The organism is Chryseobacterium sp. c4a (genome assembly GCF_009900745.1).
In the GTDB taxonomy this organism is placed as follows: domain Bacteria; phylum Bacteroidota; class Bacteroidia; order Flavobacteriales; family Weeksellaceae; genus Chryseobacterium.
Genome location: NZ_WXVU01000007.1, coordinates 131,411 through 148,818, shown reverse-complemented (window position 1 = coordinate 148,818; position 17,408 = coordinate 131,411). Strand labels below are relative to the sequence as shown.

General features: G+C 36.0%; 14 protein-coding genes. 6 read left to right on the top strand and 8 right to left on the bottom strand.

Annotated features, from left to right (window positions below):
- Positions 1–109 precede the first annotated feature (109 nt).
- From GTR01_RS11660 to GTR01_RS11640, 5 genes are all read left to right on the top strand, one after another.
- Complete coding sequence (locus GTR01_RS11660; protein WP_160138015.1) at positions 110–1,597, top strand: catalase; 1,488 nt, start codon at positions 110–112, stop codon at positions 1,595–1,597.
- A 105-nt stretch (positions 1,598–1,702) separates the two neighbouring features.
- Positions 1,703–2,470: an enoyl-CoA hydratase/isomerase family protein gene (locus tag GTR01_RS11655; protein ID WP_160138014.1), complete on the top strand. Its 768-nt coding sequence runs from the start codon at positions 1,703–1,705 to the stop codon at positions 2,468–2,470.
- A gap of 51 nt (positions 2,471–2,521) precedes the next feature.
- The gene (locus GTR01_RS11650) at positions 2,522–2,944 is read left to right on the top strand and encodes a deoxycytidylate deaminase (protein WP_129059094.1); all 423 of its coding nucleotides are present in this window, start codon (positions 2,522–2,524) and stop codon (positions 2,942–2,944) included.
- A gap of 6 nt (positions 2,945–2,950) precedes the next feature.
- Positions 2,951–3,865, top strand: a complete 915-nt coding sequence (gene xerD / locus GTR01_RS11645) for a site-specific tyrosine recombinase XerD (RefSeq protein WP_160138013.1) — start codon at positions 2,951–2,953, stop codon at positions 3,863–3,865.
- 41 nt (positions 3,866–3,906) lie between these two features.
- Complete coding sequence (locus GTR01_RS11640; RefSeq protein WP_160138012.1) at positions 3,907–4,419, top strand: NUDIX hydrolase; 513 nt, start codon at positions 3,907–3,909, stop codon at positions 4,417–4,419.
- A 185-nt stretch (positions 4,420–4,604) separates the two neighbouring features.
- Here the strand turns inward: GTR01_RS11640 and GTR01_RS11635 are convergent, their stop codons facing one another.
- The 8 genes from GTR01_RS11635 to GTR01_RS11600 all read right to left on the bottom strand — a co-directional run bounded on the left by GTR01_RS11635 (position 4,605) and on the right by GTR01_RS11600 (position 14,097).
- Positions 4,605–5,063, bottom strand: coding sequence for a heme-binding domain-containing protein (locus GTR01_RS11635; protein WP_160138011.1), 459 nt, complete (start codon positions 5,061–5,063; stop codon positions 4,605–4,607).
- A gap of 4 nt (positions 5,064–5,067) precedes the next feature.
- Positions 5,068–6,846 (bottom strand): Ig-like domain-containing protein, encoded by a 1,779-nt coding sequence (locus GTR01_RS11630; protein WP_160138010.1) that lies wholly within the window; start codon positions 6,844–6,846, stop codon positions 5,068–5,070.
- Between the two features lie 25 nt (positions 6,847–6,871).
- Positions 6,872–8,134, bottom strand: a complete 1,263-nt coding sequence (locus tag GTR01_RS11625; RefSeq protein WP_160138009.1) for a serine hydrolase domain-containing protein — start codon at positions 8,132–8,134, stop codon at positions 6,872–6,874.
- 200 nt (positions 8,135–8,334) lie between these two features.
- Positions 8,335–9,264, bottom strand: a complete 930-nt coding sequence (locus tag GTR01_RS11620; protein ID WP_160138008.1) for a 2-hydroxyacid dehydrogenase — start codon at positions 9,262–9,264, stop codon at positions 8,335–8,337.
- A 141-nt stretch (positions 9,265–9,405) separates the two neighbouring features.
- Positions 9,406–9,960, bottom strand: a complete 555-nt coding sequence (locus GTR01_RS11615) for an acyl-CoA thioesterase (protein WP_160138007.1) — start codon at positions 9,958–9,960, stop codon at positions 9,406–9,408.
- On the bottom strand, positions 9,948–10,700 hold the full coding sequence (locus GTR01_RS11610; protein ID WP_160138006.1) for a hypothetical protein: 753 nt from the start codon (positions 10,698–10,700) through the stop codon (positions 9,948–9,950). The genes GTR01_RS11615 and GTR01_RS11610 overlap by 13 nt, the downstream gene beginning before the upstream one ends.
- A 180-nt stretch (positions 10,701–10,880) precedes the next feature.
- Positions 10,881–12,998, bottom strand: a complete 2,118-nt coding sequence (locus GTR01_RS11605) for a TonB-dependent receptor (protein ID WP_160138005.1) — start codon at positions 12,996–12,998, stop codon at positions 10,881–10,883.
- A 325-nt stretch (positions 12,999–13,323) separates the two neighbouring features.
- A complete protein-coding gene (locus tag GTR01_RS11600; protein ID WP_228452221.1) occupies positions 13,324–14,097 on the bottom strand; it encodes a WG repeat-containing protein in 774 nt (257 codons plus the stop codon).
- 291 nt (positions 14,098–14,388) lie between these two features.
- Here GTR01_RS11600 and GTR01_RS11595 point away from each other — a divergent pair, with 291 nt between their 5' ends.
- Entirely contained in the window at positions 14,389–17,172 is a 2,784-nt protein-coding gene (locus tag GTR01_RS11595) for a bifunctional aconitate hydratase 2/2-methylisocitrate dehydratase (protein ID WP_160138003.1), read from the top strand.
- Positions 17,173–17,408 lie beyond the last annotated feature (236 nt).

The following is a 17,408-nucleotide window of genomic DNA, read 5'->3' as shown; positions in this document are numbered from 1 at the left end:
ATATAACGTTTTTGTTATTAGCAATTAAAAATTCAAGTAAATTTGATAATTAGTACCTTTACACTTCGATTTAGAAAAACACGAAAACAATTATTCAAATCATCAATATATGGATTCTAAAAAATTAACGTTAAGCAACGGCGCACCTTATTTTGAGCATCAGGATTCCCAGACGGTAGGACCAAGAGGCCCGGTATTGCTGCAAGACTTTGTCCTTCAGGAAAACCTTGCGCACTTCGTTAGGGAAAGGATTCCTGAAAGAATTGTACACGCCAAAGGAAGCGGAGCATACGGAACCTTTACCGTAACGCATGATATCAGCCAATATACCAAGGCTAAATTATTTTCCAAAGTAGGAAACTCCTGCAGAATGTTTGCCCGTTTTTCAACAGTAGGCGGCGAAAAAGGAAGTGCAGATACAGCAAGAGATCCCAGAGGATTCGCTCTTAAATTTTATACTGAAGATGGAAACTGGGATCTGGTAGGAAATAATACTCCGGTATTCTTTATTAAAGATGCAAAAAAATTCCCGGATTTTATTCATACTCAAAAAAGGCTTCCAAGAACCAATTTGAAAAGCGCAACCATGATGTGGGACTTCTGGAGCTTAAATCCCGAATCACTTCATCAGGTTCTTATATTAATGTCAGATAGGGGAACTCCTTATGGTTACAGACATATGCACGGCTTCGGATCTCATACCTTCTCTATGATCAATGATAAAAATGAAAGAGTATGGGTGAAGTTTCACTTCAAAACAAAACAAGGAGTAAAAAATTTCACCGATGAAGAAGCAGTAAAAATGGCAGGACAAAACCCTGACTTTGCACAGGAAGATCTTTGTAATGCTATTGAAAATGGAGAATTCCCGAAATGGACAATGTATATCCAGGTGATGACAGAAGAACAGGCCAAAGATTTCAGATGGAATCCTTTTGATGTTACTAAAGTATGGTTCCATGATGATTTCCCTTTGATTGAAGTAGGAGAAATGGAACTCAACGAAGTTCCTGTCAACTATTTTGCTCACGTAGAACAATCTACCTTCTCACCAAGCAGCCTGATAAACGGAATCAGCTTCTCCCCAGACAAAATGCTTCAGGGAAGATTATTCTCTTATCCAGATGCTCACAGATACAGAGTGGGTGTAAATGCTCATCAGTTGGAAGTAAACAGATGCCCTTTTGCCGTTAATAATTATCAGAGAGATGGATATATGGCAGATTCCAGCCAGTATCAGGATAAGCCCAACTATCATCCAAACAGCTTTGATGATATCAAACCAGACTCGTCTTACAAAAACTTTGAGTATGAATTAGATAGCGCTCATGTTGCTAACTATAACAGAAATGATAATGACAGTGATCATTATACTCAGCCAGGACTTTTGTATTCAAAAGCAATGAATTCCGATGACAGAAACAATTTGATCCAAAATATTGTAGGAAGCATGCAGGGAATTACAGGCCCGAAAAGAGAGGAAATTATCAACAGACAATTATGTCACTTTTTCCGCGCCAACATTGAGCTTGGCATGAAAGTAGCTTCACAACTAAACATCAATATTGATGCAAATATGATGAATCACTCCAAATAATCATATTGAACAATAAATTAAAAAAAAGGAAAAAAAAATAATATTTTTTCCTTTTTTTTGTAAAAAATTCATAATTTGCGAAGGATGATATTTTAAAGTGGAAAAATGAGTTACGAAAATATATTATTAAAAAAGGAAGATAAATTATCTATCATTACCATAAACAGACCTGAAAGTTTAAATGCATTAAATGCAAAAACAATTCAGGAAATAAGTTCTGCATTGGATGAGCTTAATTCAGACACTTCCTGCAGGGTAATTATCCTTACAGGCAGCGGAGAAAAATCCTTTGTAGCCGGAGCTGATATTAAGGAATTCAGCGAGTTCGGACAGGAAAAAGCTGAAGAACTTGCAAGAAACGGACAAAATACATTGTTCAACAAAATTGAAAATCTATCTAAGCCTGTTATTGCTGCCGTAAACGGTTTTGCATTAGGAGGAGGTTTAGAGCTTGCTATGGCATGCCACATCAGATACGCATCGGAAAACGCCAGACTAGGGCTTCCTGAGGTAACACTGGGATTAATTCCAGGATACGGAGGAACTCAAAGGCTTCCCAAGCTTGTCGGAAAAGGTATTGCCAACGAAATGATCTTCTCTGCCAAAATGATCCCTGCTCAAAAAGCAAAAGAGATCGGATTGGTAAATGAAGTATACCCTATTGAAGAATTATTAACCAAAACGAAAGAATTAGCGACCACTATTGCCTATAATTCACCAATGGCAATATCTAAGGCGATTAATGCCGTCAATTTATCGGACACGGATAAAGGTTTCGAAACTGAGATCAAGTATTTCGGAGAGCTTTTTGAAATGGCTGATAAGAAAGAAGGAGTAACTGCTTTTCTTGAAAAAAGAAAGCCGAACTTCTAATCTTTCAAAAGATTTTAATCCAAATTATTTCGAAAAAACTAATGCTGCGGTATGAATAAGTTTGACAAAGCTTATCTAAAAATGGCTCAGGAATGGGCAAAGCTCTCCTACTGTAAGAGAAAACAGGTAGGGGCTCTTATCGTAAAAGATAGGATGATTATTTCAGATGGTTACAACGGAACTCCTATGGGATTCGAAAACTGCTGTGAAGATGGAGAGGGAAAAACGCACTGGTACGTATTACATGCAGAAGCCAACGCTATTTTGAAGTTGGCGGCATCTACACAATCTGCAAAAGGAGCAACGTTATATTTAACATTGTCGCCTTGCAAGGAATGTAGTAAGCTAATCCTGCAAGCAGGTATTACAAGACTGGTGTATATTAATGAGTATTCGGATGACGATGGAATATCGTTTTTGAGAGGCCATAACATTGAAATAGAACAAATATCGGACTGTGAACTAAAAAAATAAGCACAAATGACTTGGGATGAAAAGATCAAAGATTTTGAAATATTTCTTCGTTTCGAAAGAAATTTTTCAGACAATACGCTCGACGCCTATGTTCGGGACATTAAGAAACTAAAAGATTACGCAGAAGAAGATCTGGCAAACGTCGGCCCAGATTCTATCGGCTACGAAAACCTGCAGGAATACATTTTCAATCTTTCTAAACAGAAATTCAGTGAGAGATCACAGGCAAGATGGATATCATCCATTAAAGCCTTCTTCAAATTTCTATTGGAAGATGAATATCGTGAAGACAACCCTGCAGCACTACTTGAAGGCCCAAAACTGGGACTATACCTGCCGGATACTTTAAGTCTGCCGGATATTAATAGAATAATTGCAGCCATTGAGGTCAATACAGATCTTGGAAAAAGAAATCAATGTATCATTGAGGTACTGTACGGTTGTGGACTTCGTGTCTCTGAACTGATTGATTTGAAAATTTCCAATATCAACTTCAAAGAGCAATACATTAAGGTACATGGAAAGGGAAATAAAACCCGTTTCGTACCTTTAGCTGATTACACAGCTGAATTACTGGAAAGCTATATCAAGGAAGTACGTTCCAAAGGAAAAATCAATAAGAAATATGAAGATACACTGTTTTTAAACAGCCGTGGAACATCCATGTCAAGAGTTATCGTATTTCTTATTATTAAAGAACTTACTGATAAAGCAGGAGTTAACAAAAAGATTTCTCCTCACACATTCAGACACTCTTTTGCTACCCATTTATTACAGAATGGAGCAGATCTTCGTTATATTCAGGAAATGCTGGGACACTCCAGCATTACTACCACTGAGATTTACACCCATCTGAAGACAGAAGAGTTGAGGGATGTTATTTTAAGTTATCACCCGAGAAATGTTAATATTACTCAGTGAAACTAAGGTCTTATTGACCTTTGAAAAATAATTATAGAAGAATGAAAGTATTGAAATATTGCCCAAGCTGTGGCAAAGAGACTTTACATTGGGATGGTGAAAAGAAATGGAGCTGCCCCGAATGTGGTTTTACCCTGTACAACAATGTAGCTGGCGCTGTAGCGGTAGTCATCAGATGCGGTGACGAAATTTATCTTACCCGAAGAAACAGGGATCCTAAAAAAGGAAAACTGGATTTGGCAGGAGGTTTTGTAGACCCTAAAGAAAGTGCAGAAGAAACCTGTAAAAGAGAACTTTTTGAAGAACTTCAGCTTGATATTGATATTTCTAAACTGAAATACCTTACCAGCCTTCCTAACATCTATCAGTATAAAGAAATTGATTACAATACAATTGATCTTTTTTATGAGTATAATGTTTCAGAGAAGTTTGAGGTAAATCTTGAGCTTTCAGAGATCTCAGAAGCGGTATGGATTCCTTTACGGGAACTTGACCTTAATGAGATTGCTTTTGATTCTCAGAAGAGATTTTTTGAGGGTTATCTGAAGAAATAATTTTTGTAATATATACTCTCGCAGATTTTACAGAAGCGGCAGATTATTGGAATTAATCCAACTGCTAAACCTGTAAAATCTGCGGGAGTTTTTTTATGATTAAAAACAATTTTCCCACGAATTTCACAGTTGTTTTTATAACATTCTGTAATGACTTGTAAAATCTGTGGGAATTATATCTTGAATCAGTACGTTTTCGATTTCAGCATTTCATCAAAATACTGAATAAGCAAAGTTCTTTCTGCTTCTGACAGATTGGCTTCCTTATGGTAAACAATATAGCCTGGTAACGGCATTGTCTTATGTTTAAGAGCTTCCATAGATCTATCGAGCATATTCTCTTTTAATTCTTTATTATACGTTCCCCAAATAGAAAAATTAAGGTGCTGTCGTCCGTCATTTACGTGGCTTTTTACAGACCATGAAATCGGCGCTATATAAGCATACTTAGGATATACTGTTTCATTGGAATGACAGTCGTAACAAGCATTTTTAAGAAGTGTACTTACTTTTTCCGGAGCCTGCTTCATCTGAACAAAATTCACCTTGGAATCAACGGGTTTGTTTACCGTATCAATTGGAAAAAACTGAATAAGAGCAAAAGCTACCAGAGTCCAAAAGATTACTTTCTTTGCTGTCTTCATATATTTATTTTACCGGAGTTAAAACTGCATTACCGGATTTCACTTCTTTCTTGGTATTTTCTATCACAGTTTTTCCTTTTTCTTCAGGAGCAGGAGGAGGAACCGGTACTGTAGGAGCCAATGTTCCCTTAGGATTATCAAGTGTTCTGGTATCTTTCAGATCCCATTCTTCTCTTGTTTCCCACAATGCTCTTACCAATGCTTTTTTATAGAAAACATAAGCATCTTCTGCAAAGGTCTCAGTAGCGAAATCAGCCTCATCCCAGTATTTATCATTATTGTTATCTACTAAGATTCTGACGACATATTCTGCGGGTTTTAGAATATCAAATTTCACTTTATCACCCTTTGTATACTTTTGATATACTACTTTATCAGAAGAATCCAACAACTGAATCCAGTAATTAGAAGAAGGAGCATTGGAAAGGGTGAACTCCAGGCTTCCATACTGCTCTACTTTATCAACAGTAAAGTCAAATCGCTTGGATTGAGTATTTTTTGCATAGAAAGAAGAAATTGTTTCTTTAGGAATGGTAAGTTGGTACTCTTTTCCATTAACAAAATCTGATTGCACCTGTATCTGATAAGGATTAGTTTCTGAGATCTTAGCTGTAAACGGTAAAGTTGTTAAGGAATCACCTTTAACAGCCAGTTTCCATTTTGAAGGGTCAATTTTATCAATAAAGAAGTTGGATGAGATTTTAAAATCAGATTTCGGAGCTAATGAACCACCTCCATTATCACTGAAAACATCCATTGCATTTTTCTTATTATACCTATAAAATAAAGAAACTGAATAAATACTGTCTTTTTTAGCGCCCATATTATGGCCAAAGACTAGCTTTTCATTTGTTTCCTGTCCCACGTTATTTTTCACAGCATCAAACCAGATCCTAACTGAATCTGATTTTGGTGTATGGGTTACTTTTATATCTTTAAGTTTTTCATCAAGTGAAGTAACTTTTACTTCATTTGGATGTCCTTCAAAAGTCATAAGAACTCCTCCTGGAGCTTCTTTCATCTCTGAGTACTTCAAAGCTTTCTTGGAAGGATACACACTTAAATTCAATCCTGAAATAGATTTTTCAAAATCAATAGCTTCTTTCTTGAATCCAATTTTTTCTTTTCCCGGATCGTATACAGAATTTCCATTTTCATCTTCAAAAGCAATGATTTTGTATTTTCCTGGCGAAAGATAATTTAATTCATAATATCCGTCATCATCTACTTTGGTGATATAATATGGTTTTTGCTTGTAGTTCATGGTATCTTTTACCTGATACAATCCAACCACTAATTTATTTTCATTACTTCCGGATTTCTTCTTAATCTGCATCACATCTTTCACCTCACCACTGATATACAGATCATCCAGTTTTTCTCCTGTAGAGAAAGCAAAATTAAAATACCGAAGAATATTAGACTCGTTATTGTCTACAATGGAATTTCCAAAGTTGAAATTATAAGTCGTATTGGCCTGAAGGGTATCAGTCCATTGGATAAGAACAAATTTATTGGCAATATTCGATGGAAGAATTCTTTTGATATTCTTAATCGGCGGAGAAATGATAAGATTTTTATTGATATCTTTCAAGGTAACGTATTCGTCAAAATCCAGGCGAAGTTCGCGGATATCTCTTTTTACATTTATCCTTGTTGTATCAATATTTGAACTTAAAAACTTTGGAGCCAGTGTATCTTTAGGGCCTCCAACAGGAGATCCTACTCTTGCACAAGAATGTACAAGAAAACAGATAACCAATAATAAAAGAAATCTTCTCATGAAAATGTTTAAGCAAAAGTAAACATTATTCTCCAAAAACTTCGTGTCCGCTGTTCAAACTATCTTTGCTGTCATTCATTACAGTCTGAAGTTTCTCCTGCTGTAAAGGGAAATTTTCAAATAATCCAGACAATGCAAGTGCCGTATACACTTTACCTGAATATTTGTTTCCAATGGCAATAATGGTAACTTTAGATTTTAAGAGGTGGGCAAAAACGGCATTAGATCCATGCCACCATCCGTTGTGGTATGTCAGTTTTTCACCGTTATCAAATATTTTCATTCTAAAACCAAGACCATAATTATTCATTCCGGCTTTTTCATTACTGTAAGGAGTGAATACCATTTGCATCAGCTCCGGTTTCAAGAAATCTTTGGAAAACATTGCTTTTGAGAAATTATATAAATCTCTTGGGGTAGTATACACATTTTTATCTCCGTATATAAGATCCAAACGGTCTAAAGGGTATAATTTATTAGCTCCATAATAGAAAGACTGTGAAGCTGTTGGAATATCTTTCTCTTGAAAAATGTAAGTATGGTTCATTTTCAACGGTGTGAAAACCATTTCTTTCATTGCCTGCGGAAAAGGAGTTTTGGTTATTTTTTCAACCAATAAAGCCAATAAAGCGAAATTTGTATTACAATACATAAACCCAGTATCGGTATCTCTTGCCAGATCCGGTTTATATTTAATGATCATATTCAATACATCCTGATTGGTAATAAACTGTTTGGAAAGTTCTTCTGGTGCAGGTTTTATTTGAGTAATAAAGTATTCGTATTTGGGTAGCCCACTTCTTTGATCCAATAAAGTCTGAACAGTGACGTTAGGATAAGGAAATCCAGGAAAGAACTGGGTAAGATGATCAGTAAGTTTTATTTTACCTGCTTCTATCAACTTCATCATGGCCATTGCCGTCAATGTTTTTGAAACCGATGCCACGTGTAATGGTGTATTTTTATCGATAGGCATCTGATTACCTTCTCTTCCAAAACCTCTGTAATTTTCATAGAGAACCTCATCACCTTTAGCCACCAAAATTCCACCGCTAAGGTCTCCGCCTTCCCATACTTTTTTATAGTACTGATCGATATAACCCGTCAGTGATTCTTTATTGGAAAGCTGCCCATCTGCTTTTGTAAATACATTTCCTAAATCCACATTTCCATAGTTGGGAAGGTTGGTTGTATTTTCAGCTGAAGCCTCTTTGGTTTCAGATTTATTTTTACAAGAAAACAGGGATAAAACAACAGCCGTAGCAAGTACTAAATTACGCATCTTCATAAGATTCAAAAATGAGCGGCAATTTAATAAAAGTCAAAAGTAAATTATAAATATGAAGAGCATATTATGAATAATTTAACATAAAAGAGAGAGATCACAAAAAGGAAAATTTATAAAACGTATAGAAACTAATAAGGCTGAGAAGGTATTAATGGTATTTTTTACTTTCTCAGCCTTATAAATATTAAGTTATTTTCTACTTAGCAGTGTGAAGCAACAATCTTATCTACAATAAATTGTGCCAGTTTTTCTTTACTCTGGTGCGTCCAACCGGCAATATGCGGTGTTACCATTGCTTTTTCAGATTCCAGCAGGTACTTTAAATCTTCATTTTCTGTTTCAAGATGTTCAAAAGAGGACTTTTCATATTCCAATACATCTAAACAAGCTCCTTTTACTTTGCCAGACTTCAAGGCTTCTACTAAACTTTTAGTTTTTACATTTTTTCCTCTTGCGGTATTGACGAAATAGAAGTCATTTTTCATCTCGGAAATAAATGTTTCATCAATAAGATAGTTCGTTTCAGAAGTTAGAGGTATATGTAAACTCAGTACTTCTGCAGACTGTTTTAGTTCATCCAATGATACCTGAGTAGCAAATTCATCAGAAAGGTTTGGAAGAATATCGTGGAAGATAACTTTACATCCAAAACCTGAAAGTCTTTTAGCTGTAGCTTTTCCCATATTTCCATACCCGATCAATCCGACTGTTTTCCCTAACAATTCATCACCTCTGTTTTCTTCGCGCTTCCAAATTCCATTCTTCACTTCCTGAGAAGCAATGAAAAGCCTGTTCATCAATACCAAAAGCATCCCTACAACGTGCTCTGCTACTGAATCTCTGTTTCCTTCCGGTGAGTTGATTAATTGGATACCTAATTTTTCAGCAACAGGAATATCAATGTTTTCCATTCCAGCTCCTACCCTTGCGATAAACTTCAGATTCTTTGCATTTTCAAGGAAGTTTTGATCTAAAGGAATACGGCTTCTGATGATAATACCGTCATAATTTTTGATTTTATCACAAACCTCATCATAAGTGGAAGTAAAGTCTTCTTCCAACTCAAAGTTTTTAGCTAAAAGCTGTTCGGTAATAAGCGGATGATTTTTATCTAAAAGGAGAATTTTCATAATTTAAACACAAATGACACTAATAAGTTTCACAAATAACACCATCTTTATTTTCAGAAAAGTGTTTTAATTTCATAATATGGATATAAAAACAAAATGCTTTTAATTTGGATATTCCAGTATTAAAAGCATTTCAAATCTTTATTTTTTATCTTTCTTAGAAGCTTGCGGTTCTTCTTGTGGCTCCTGGAATAGTTTTTTAAGCTCTACAGATTCCAAAGGTTTCATTCTTCCGGAAAGGATCAATGAAAGTTCTTTTCTACGGAAAGCAGCAGCATATCTTTCTTTTTCTTCTTCTGTTTCCGGAACCATATCAGGAATAGGAATCGGGCGATTGAATTCATCTACAGCAACAAAGGTATAGATCCCCGAATTGGTATGAATTTTTTTCTGATTAATAGGATCATCCGACCATACATCTACATATACTTCCATGGAAGTAGAGAATGCTCTGGAAACTTTAGATTCCAGCACTACAACACCTCCTTCAGGAATAGGGTGATTGAATGAAACGTGGTTTACAGATGCCGTTACCACTCTTCTTTCACAGTGTCTTGCAGCCGAAATGGAGGCACATCTGTCCATTTTTGCTAAAAGTTCACCACCAAAAAGGTTTCTTAGAGAGTTGGTCTCGTTCGGAAGAACGATATTGGTCATAATGGTCAGGGATTCTGACGCGGTTTTTATTTTTGCCATTTATTCTTAGTGTTTTTTGGAGCAGCCGGAACTGGTGTTGTTACTTTCCCGACAGGTTTTACCAATGAATCTTTCTTCAATGAATCTGAAACCGGAGTTTCAGGCGCATGTACCGTTACTTTCACCGTATCCTGTACAATTCTATGGGTAGAAGTTTGTACGGAAACTTTGTTAAAGGATTTTTTTCCAAAAAGAAGCTCCTTTTGGGTAAATGCAAAGTATGCAATACCGAGAATCGGGATTACCAACAGGAAGAACCAAAGAATAGTTTTTTTGAATTTATAATCTTTTTCGCGGTTTTCTGAAGTGTTTACTTTCTCGCCATTATTAATATCAGAGAATCTGATCTCTTCTAATCCGAAAAAGTCCGGTCGTCCCGCTTCCACTCTTTTTCCTTTGAAATGAGTATGTCCTTCTTCAATAAAGATCGTTCCCAGATTTTGAATTTCAAGAATCTGTTCCGCCTGAAGTTTTTTCTTCCAAAAATCGGTCTGTATCTTCAAATCACTTCTGGAAGCTTCTATGGACATCTGTTTTTCTCTGGCAATAAAAGCGGTAATATCTTCTGCATGTACTTCATAGTCGATTGTAAATTCAATCTGGCTTGCAGGAGGCAGGATACTTCCGTTCTCGGAATTGATAATCGCCTTAGAATTTTTCAGAGAAAACACACCAAAGCCTGGAACAGTGACAGTTCCAAATTGTTTTAAGTATTCTAAAATGTATGCTGAAATATTCATTTGGCAGCAAATTTATAACTTTTTCATGACTTTTTGAAGATATTTAACGGATATAAAAAAAGACTACCGAAGCAGCCTTTTGACTATTTCATATTAAAATAGGTTCACGATTCATGATCTCTGATCTCTTTGATGATAAATTTACAATCCCCTTATTTACAGACATTGCTTTCTTTACATCTATTGAATTTTCCAACTGATGCCAAACATAAAGTTTGTTCCTGCCTGTGCAAAATATAGTGGACTTCCTTCTTCAGTCACAGAACCATTATTCACATATTTTTTATTGAACAGGTTGTTCACTAATAATTTTAATGCAATATCATTGTTTCCTATTTTAAACTGGTACTGCGCATTAAAATCAGTTAATAAATAATCTTTAAGTTCCAGATTTTTATCTTCGGTGTTATCAAGATATTGTTTTCCAACATATTGGTTCATTAAAGCAAACTGGAAATTTTTATTAGGATTAAATCTTACCCCTAGATTAGCAATCATGTTCGGAGAAAATGAAATTTGAGTATTCCCAAGACTTACCGGTACTTTCCCTACTTCTATATTAAAATCCTGATTTCTGTTCTGGCTTAAAGTAAAGTTTCCGGAAACCTCCCATTGTTTTGAAAGTTTAGCCAAAGCACCAATTTCCACGCCTCGTCTGTAGCTCTTTCCGGAGTTTGTTCTGATAAATGCTCCAACACTGTTAAGCTGCCCATTCAATACCAATTGGTTTACATAATACATGTAATAAACGTTCGCAGTTAAAGATAAAAAGCCAAGCTGCTTTTCAAAACCCGCTTCAAAATCGTGAAGTTTCTCAGGCTTTACATCCTTGTTGGCCATGATATCCGCTCTGTTGGGTTCTCTATGAGCATGAGCATACGACAAGAATATCTTTCCACCGTCTATTTTATAATTTACTCCAGCTTTTGGATTAAAGAACAGCCAGTTTTTGTCCAGATCAGCACCATCATCATCGCCATCCATGATGATCTTAGTATTATAGTTAATGCTTCTAAGCTGTAAATCTCCAAAGAACTCAAAATCATTCAATCTGTATAAAGCTTTGGCGAAACCTGAAACTTCATTTTTCACAGAACGATTTCTATAATACTCACTTTCGTTAATCTGCGGATAAAATACTCCCGTAACATTTCCATAATGTCTTCCATAGTACTGATTCGCTACAGCACCAAAGTTCAGGTCTAGATTTTCAAACTTCCCGTAAAGAGTAGAAACAACCCCGTAAAAATCATTATCCAACCATTTTTTTCTGATAAAATCTGACTTAGTAATGGTTTGCCCACCCTCAATTATATTAGGCAGATGATATTTAGAAAAAGAACTTGCCTGTTTATAGTTTTCATAATACCCTTTTCCTTTCGTATAGTGAAAAGTAGTCTCAAGATTCCAACGGTCGTTGAATTTTTGTTCCCAAAGTAATTGATAATGATTCTGTCTGTAATTATCTGTTTCATTATCATAGAAACCTATAATATTTTTATTAGCATCTTTAATGGCTCCGGAATTATTGAATCTTGGATTTGTTTCCCACATTTCTCTGCTGATTCCGTTCCATGCCTGATATGTCTTTTCTTTTCCACCAAAAGCCATTAAACGCAATTTGGTTTTCCCTTCTTCAAATAAGGCAGTAAAGTTGTAAGAATGCAGATCGGAAGAAGCTCTGTCTATATATCCATCTGAATGAATATGGCTGTATCTTCCCATTACAGAAAGACGGTTTTTCCAGAATTTCCCGGAACCTACCTCTGCTGAATATTTATAGGTATTAAAAGAGCCATAACTATCATCTGTTTTAAAATAAAACTTCTCTTCAGGCTCCTTTGAAATCACATTGATACTTGCCCCAAAGGCAGAAACCCCATTATTGGATGTTCCCACTCCTCTTTGGATCACAATCTGCGATGCTGAACTCGTTAAATCCGGAACATTCACAAAAAAAGTTCCCTGGCTTTCAGAATCATTGTAAGGAACTCCATTCATCATCACATTGATCGCCGTTCCGGAAACACCACGAATCCTAAAACCTGTATATCCCACGCCATTGCCAGCATCCGAAGTAGAAATAATTGAAGTTTGATTTTTTAAAAGAATAGGAAGATCCTGACCCAGGTTTTTCCCATCTAAATCTTTCTGAACATTGATGATTTCCTTAGCAACAGGAAGTCTTTTGGTAAAGCTAACCGCCTCTATTTCTCTGATCTTCAGAGAATCTGTGTTTTGAGCCTGAATAAAGGCTACAGAGCCCACACTAAGCCCTAAAAAAAATAATCCTTTCATTCTATAAATCTTTGACATTTAATGAATAAAAGGGGATCGATAAGATATTATACAGATTCAACCCTCGGTGGAGTTGATGTCCCTAAACAGCATTACCTGTTCCAGGTTCAGTGGGTATAATCTCAGCCTGTTAAAGCACCCCTTTATTTCAGCCGCGAAATTACAAAAAATATATGAGATGAGGATGAGATTCGTCGTTCGAGATACAGGATTCGAGATATTGGGTTACTAGGCTGGCAATAAGGATATTCATAAAAAAGAATGATGGTATAAAAATTAGAGTTATAAAGCACTCCACTAACAATAAACAAACCTCATGTATATTCTAGTACGTTTTATTATTAGCATCAATGTAATAGTAGTTTTTACCATCTTTTGTCACTTCAAACATTTTCCCCAGTTTCCAGCTGAAATTTCTCTTAATATTTGAATATTCGAAAGGAATAATCACTTTATTATTAACATCAATAACCCCGAATTTATCATTATTTGAAGCTACAATCATTGGATTTTCAACATCATCTCCTTCCATGATGTAAAGATATTGATATTGCGGATAAATTTGATATTGACGATAGTCTGCCGCATTCACGAACTTTGATTTTTCGATAATCCCATAAAAACCATTCAACACGTAGGCCTGAAAAAGCTGATGCTTATATTCTTCAAACTTACATTTCCCAAGATCAGCATCTTTAAACTGATAAACTCTTTTTCCTGAATGGTCTACACGATAGGAAATCATATCCTTTTCTACAGTAGCATACTCTTTGGCACCGAATTTTCTCACTTTTTGATTGGGGGAGTTCAGAAGATTACAGTCTTCATAAAAGAATACCGCAATATGATACTCCGGCTGAATGATGTATTTTCCATTTTGATTAACATACCCGAAGCTATCGCCCTTCTTTTTAGGAATAAGGAGCGGAAGATCTTTGTTGATAACTACCAAATCAGGATTATGCTTGGTTACTGCATTCTTCTCTTTTTTAACGGTAGTTTTCGTAACGTTTTTAACCGCAGGTTTCTTCACAGATTTAGTCTGTGAGAAAACAGAAATCGAAATAAAAACGCACAAAACATTCAGGATATTTTTCATATTCATCATTTGTCTGCAAAATTACGACCAAAAATAGAAATTATCAAATTCATATTTATAAAGAATCTAAATAAATTAGTTCCTGTAAAATAGTAAAATTTCGTAAATTTGGGGAACATTTTGAATTGTTTAATAATTTAAAAAACTTTTAAAAAAGAGTGTAGATTATGCTGACCTTATTGGGTTAATGTTGCATCACATGCGAGATCTCAAAATGTCATTAATTGTATTTTATACAGACCAGTAAAGAGCAGCGAAATATTCTACCTTTAATATTGAAAGACTTCTATTATGAATATTTATAAGGATTACATTAAAGAGATTGAAGAAAGAAAAAGCCAGGGGCTTCATCCAAAGCCAATTGATGGTGCTGAATTACTAAGCGAAATCATCGCACAAATCAAAGACTCTGGTAATGCAGATCGAACAGACTCTCTTAAATTTTTCATCTACAACACCCTACCGGGAACAACCAGTGCAGCTGGCGTAAAAGCAAAATTTTTAAAAGAGATCATTCTAGGTGAATCCGTAGTAGAAGAAATATCTCAGGCTTTTGCTTTTGAATTATTATCTCACATGAAAGGAGGTAAGTCTATTGAGGTATTATTAGACTTAGCATTAGGTAATGATGCTGCTATTGCTCAGCAAGCTGCAGAAGTTCTAAAAACTCAGGTTTTCCTTTATGAAGCGGATACTAACCGTTTAAAAGAGGCATACAACAACGGAAATGCAATTGCTAAAGAAATTTTAGAAAGCTATGCAAAAGCTGAATTCTTCACTAAGCTGCCAGAAGTAGCTGAAGAAATTAAAGTGGTTACTTATATCGCTGGTGAAGGAGACATTTCTACCGATTTACTTTCTCCGGGTAACCAGGCTCACTCAAGATCAGACCGTGAACTTCACGGTAAATGTATGATTACTCCTGAAGCTCAGGAAGAAATCAAAGCTTTACAGGCACAACATCCTGATGCAAGCGTGATGCTTATCGCTGAAAAAGGAACAATGGGTGTAGGTTCATCCAGAATGTCTGGTGTAAACAACGTAGCTTTATGGACTGGTAAGCAAGCTAGCCCTTATGTACCATTCGTAAACATTGCTCCAATCGTAGGAGGAACAAACGGTATTTCTCCAATCTTCCTTACTACAGTAGATGTTACCGGAGGTATTGGTGTTGACCTTAAGAACTGGGTGAAGAAAGTTGACGAAAACGGAAACCCTGTTCGTAACGAAAATGGTGATATCGTTCTTGAAGAAGCTTATTCAGTAGCTACAGGAACTGTTTTAACTATTAATACAAAAGAAAAGAAATTATATAACGGAGATCAGGAACTGATTGACCTTACTAAATCTTTCACTCCACAAAAGATGGAATTCATCAAAGCTGGAGGATCTTACGCAATCGTATTTGGTAAGAAGTTACAAACATTTGCAGCTCAGACGCTAGGTGTTGAAGCTCCTGTTGTTTTTGCTCCATCAAAAGAAATTTCTCACGAAGGACAAGGTCTTACAGCTGTTGAAAAAATCTTCAACAGAAATGCTGTAGGAACAACACCAGGAAAAGTATTACACGCTGGTTCTGACGTTCGTGTACAGGTAAACATCGTTGGATCTCAGGATACGACAGGTCTTATGACTTCTCAGGAGCTTGAATCAATGGCGGCTACTGTAATTTCTCCAGTTGTTGACGGTGCATACCAATCAGGATGTCACACCGCTTCAGTTTGGGATAAAAAAGCTCAGGCGAACATTCCTAAGCTAATGAAATTTATGAACGATTTCGGTTTGATCACGGCTCGTGACCCGAAAGGTGAATATCACTCTATGACTGACGTTATTCACAAAGTTCTTAACGATATCACTGTAGATGAGTGGGCGATCATCATTGGAGGTGACTCTCACACAAGAATGTCTAAAGGAGTTGCTTTCGGAGCTGACTCTGGAACTGTTGCTCTTGCATTAGCTACTGGTGAAGCTTCAATGCCAATCCCTGAATCTGTAAAAGTAACTTTCAAAGGGGAAATGAAGCCTCACATGGATTTCCGTGATGTGGTACACGCTACTCAGGCTCAGATGTTGAAGCAATTCGGAGGTGAGAACGTATTCCAGGGAAGAATCATTGAGGTTCACATCGGAACTCTTCCTGCTGACCAAGCATTCACATTTACAGACTGGACTGCTGAAATGAAGGCTAAAGCGTCTATCAACATTTCTGAAGACAACACTCTAATCGAATCATTGGAAATTGCTAAAGGCAGAATCCAGATCATGATCGACAAAGGAATGGATAACCATAACAAAGTTCTTCAGGGATTAATTGACAAAGCGAATAAGAGAATTGAAGAGATCAAGTCAGGTGAAAAACCAGCACTTACTCCTGATGCTAACGCTAAATATTATGCTGAAGTTGTTGTAGATCTTGATGTAATTGTAGAACCTATGATTGCTGACCCGGATGTAAACAATGATGATGTTTCTAAGAGATATACTCACGATACCATCAGAGATCTTTCTTACTATGGTGGTGAGAAAAAAGTAGACCTTGGTTTCGTAGGATCTTGTATGGTTCACAAAGGAGACCTTAAGATTGTTTCTCAGATGTTGAGAAACCTTGAAAAACAAAATGGTAAAGTAGAATTCAGCGCTCCTCTAGTTGTAGCGGCTCCTACTTATAATATCATTGATGAGCTAAAAGCTGAAGGAGACTGGGAATTGTTAGAGAAATATTCAGGTTTTGAATTTAATGACAATGCTCCAAAAGGTGAAGCTCGTACAGAATATGAAAATGTAATGTACCTTGAGCGTCCTGGATGTAACCTTTGTATGGGTAACCAGGAAAAAGCGGCAAAAGGAGATACTGTTTTAGCTACTTCTACTCGTCTATTCCAAGGAAGAGTTGTAGAAGATTCTGAACGTAAAAAAGGTGAATCTTTATTGGCTTCAACTCCGGTTGTTGTTCTTTCTGCGATCATTGGAAGAATCCCAAGTATTGAGGAATATAAAGCGGCTGTTGAAGGTATTGACCTTACCACTTTTGTACCTTCTATCAAAGAATTAACAAGTACAAGCGCTCACTAATACAATTGAAACATAGGTCGAAAGACTGTTGAAAATTATATGAATGAAAGATTTTAGTCCGTTTAGGATTTAAAATCTTTCATTTTTTTGTTTAGAATCGTTCTATTTTAAGTGAAATACGATTTTTTTCCGAGAAAATCGGGAAAATAGAATCTATTTTTTCTTAAATTGAAAGTGATAAAATCTCTTGGTTTTATATTCAGAATCAGCCTATTCATGGATTATAGGAACGTTTT